Origin of the sequence: Mesorhizobium sp. M1A.F.Ca.IN.020.03.2.1, assembly GCF_004023205.1 — a bacterium.
Lineage (GTDB): Bacteria > Pseudomonadota > Alphaproteobacteria > Rhizobiales > Rhizobiaceae > Mesorhizobium.
In genome coordinates this window covers 1-2776 of sequence record NZ_RZSV01000398.1, presented here as the reverse complement: position 1 = coordinate 2776, position 2776 = coordinate 1, and the positions used below count along the sequence as shown (strand labels likewise).

Sequence of the window (2776 nt, the reverse complement as noted above, 5' to 3'; positions counted from 1 at the left end):
ACCCAGGCGATGAAACCCGCCACGGATGCCATGAAGCCGGCGGATGCGATGAAGCCCGCGACGGATGCGATGAAGCCTGCCGACGCGATGGCGCCGGCGCAATAAGTCAGCGGCCCCGGTCTCTTGGCAACAATCGCCGTCGGCGATAAGCCGCCGCACGGCAAAGTGAGAAACCAGCGGCGGCTTGCTTCGTATATAGTGGAACAACGAACAAGGAGATCCGACATGAACGGCATCGACAAAAAGGCGGCGCGGCGCTCGCTGGCCCCGCTTCCAGCGCTGGTGCTGACAGCGGCCGCGGCCGCCTTCTGGCAGACGCCGGCGCGTTCGGCCGAGGACGCGGTGGTGATCCCGCCGCCGGTTTTGGATGAAAAGTCCGCCAGCGGCACGGAGAAAGCGATCTTCGCCGGCGGCTGCTTCTGGGGCGTGCAGGGCGTGTTCCAGCACGTCAAGGGCGTCAGCATGGCCGTCTCCGGCTACGCCGGCGGCAGCGCCGAGCACGCCGTCTACGAGGTCGTCGGCACCGGCCGCACCGGACACGCGGAATCGGTCGAGATCACCTACGATCCGTCGAAGGTGACCTATGGCCAGTTGCTGCAGGTCTATTTCTCGGTCGCGCACAACCCGACGCAGCTCAACTACCAGGGGCCGGACCAGGGCACGCAGTACCGCTCGACGATCTTCGCCGAGAACGACGAGCAGAAGAAGATCGCCGAGAGCTACATCGCCCAGCTCGACAAGGCCAAGGTGTTTTCGAAGCCGATCGTGACGACGCTTGAGACGGGCAAGACCTTCTATCCGGCCGAGGATTACCATCAGGATTTCCTGACGCTGAACCCGACCTACCCCTATATCGTCTACAACGACCTGCCGAAGATCGAGAATTTGAAAGCGCTGTTTCCCGCGCTCTACAGCGAGAAGCCGGTGCTGGTGCTGGCAAGTAGCAAGAGCTGAGGATGACCATCTTAGGCCTTCTCCCCGTCACTATACGGGGAGAAGGTGCCGGCAGGCGGATGAGGGGCGGCGCCGGCATTTGCAGGAACGGGCCGCCGCTCTGCTTGACAGGTTTGCGCTGCCCCTCATTGCCCTGCCGGGCATTTCTCCCCGTATGGTGACGGGGAGAAAGACGCCGTCACCAACGCCTCTCCTCAATCGTAGGTCAGATCCGTCGCCTTGCCGCCGAACACGCGATAGGCGTAGAACGAATAGAAAATGATGATCGGCAGCACGACGACGGTGCCGACCAGGATGAAGGCCAGGCTCTCCGGCGCCGAGGCGGCCTGCCAGATCGTCAGCTTGTCGGGCACGACATAGGGATAGAACGACCAGGCGAGCCCGGCGAAACCGAGCGCGAAGATGGCGGCCAGGGTCAGGAAGGGCCGCAGCGCATGGCGGTCGTCGGGCTTGGGCAGATGAAACGTCTGCCGCCACAGCCACAGGAACAGGAGCGCCGATACGATCGGCAGCGGCGACAGATAGAGGATCTCCGGCCAGAGGAACCATCTGTCGAAGATGCGCGGGCTGGCGAAGGGCGTCGCCAAAGAGACCGCGACCATGCCGAGCGCCGTCAACACCAGCGTGACGCGCAGCCAGCGCACCGCCTTTCGTTGCAGATCGCCCTCGGTCTTGTAGATCAGCCAGGCCGAGCCCATGGCGGCGTAGGCCGCCGATAGGCAGAGCGCGACCAGCGCGCCGAAGGCCATGCCGCCAAAGCCGACATCGAGGCCGAGCACATAGACGCCGAGCATATAGCCCTGCGCCAGCGAGGCCATGGTGGAGCCCAAAAAGAAGATCCGGTTCCAGCGGTGCTTCTTGCCGGCCGGCACCTTGGCGCGGAAATCGAAGGCAACGCCGCGCAGGATCAAGCCGACCAGCAGCAGGAACACCGGGATATAGAGCGCGGTGAGGATGGTGCCGTGCGCCATCGGGAAGGCGACCAGCAAGAGCCCGACCGCCAGCACCAGCCAGGTCTCGTTGGCGTCCCAGAACGGGCCGATCGCCGCGATCATCGTGTCCTGCTCGGCATCTTCGGCGCCTGCGAACAGGATGCCGATGCCGAGATCGAAACCGTCGAGAATGACGTAGATCAGGATGGCGAGGCCCATCAGGCCGGCGAAGATCAGCGGAAGCGCGGTGGGCCAGTCGAAGGTCATCTTTCTTTCCTCCAACCGAGATTGGTCCGACAGACGGCCATACTGTTTGAAGCACCCGTGCCGGCGGTCAGGTGAGTGACAGCGCCGACCTCAGAAGAAAGGCCCGCATCGAACCGACCGTACCGCTTGTCTTGCTCCTGCATGTTCACTCTCCGGCGGCCGGCTGCGACATCGCGGCGTTCATGACGCCGGGCAACGGCGAGGTGTCGCCTTCCTTGGCCGCCTTCAGCGCGAGATGCACCAGCACGCCGAGATAGGCGATCAAGAGCAGCACATAGAGGATGAGATAGACGGCCAGGGTCAGCGCGACATGGCTGCCGGCGACCGGGCCGACGGCATCCGCCGTCTTCAATATCCCGGTGACCAGCCAGGGCTGGCGGCCGATCTCGGTCGTGTACCAGCCGGCCAGCGTCGCCAGCCAGCCGGACAGCGCCATCGGCACCATGATCAGGGCCAGCGGCTTAGGCAGGTTGCGGCGACGCTTGAGGAAGAAGGCCGCCGACCAGGAGACGATGAGCATCAGGATGCCGGTGCCGACCATGACGCGGAAACCCCAGAACACCGGGAAGACCGGCGGGTGGTTGCCCGGATAGTCGTTGAGGCCGGGCACGACGCCGCCTGTG

Annotated in this window: 4 protein-coding genes; 1 reads left to right on the top strand and 3 read right to left on the bottom strand. The window is 64.5% G+C overall.

The features are described 5' to 3' along the window. Positions 1–227: hypothetical protein (locus tag EOA79_RS33075; RefSeq protein ID WP_164894039.1), on the bottom strand; the 227-nt coding region annotated here is incomplete at its 3' end. Here EOA79_RS33075 and msrA point away from each other — a divergent pair. After that, entirely contained in the window at positions 226–954 is a 729-nt protein-coding gene (gene msrA / locus EOA79_RS31210; protein WP_095825057.1) for a peptide-methionine (S)-S-oxide reductase MsrA, read from the top strand. The genes EOA79_RS33075 and msrA overlap by 2 nt on opposite strands. 194 nt (positions 955–1148) lie before the next feature. Here the strand turns inward: msrA and EOA79_RS31205 are convergent, their stop codons facing one another. After that, a complete protein-coding gene (locus EOA79_RS31205; RefSeq protein WP_095825058.1) occupies positions 1149–2153 on the bottom strand; it encodes a cytochrome d ubiquinol oxidase subunit II in 1005 nt (334 codons plus the stop codon). Between the two features lie 145 nt (positions 2154–2298). Continuing rightward, the coding region (locus EOA79_RS31200; RefSeq protein WP_164894038.1) for a cytochrome ubiquinol oxidase subunit I at positions 2299–2776 on the bottom strand (478 nt) is incomplete at its 5' end.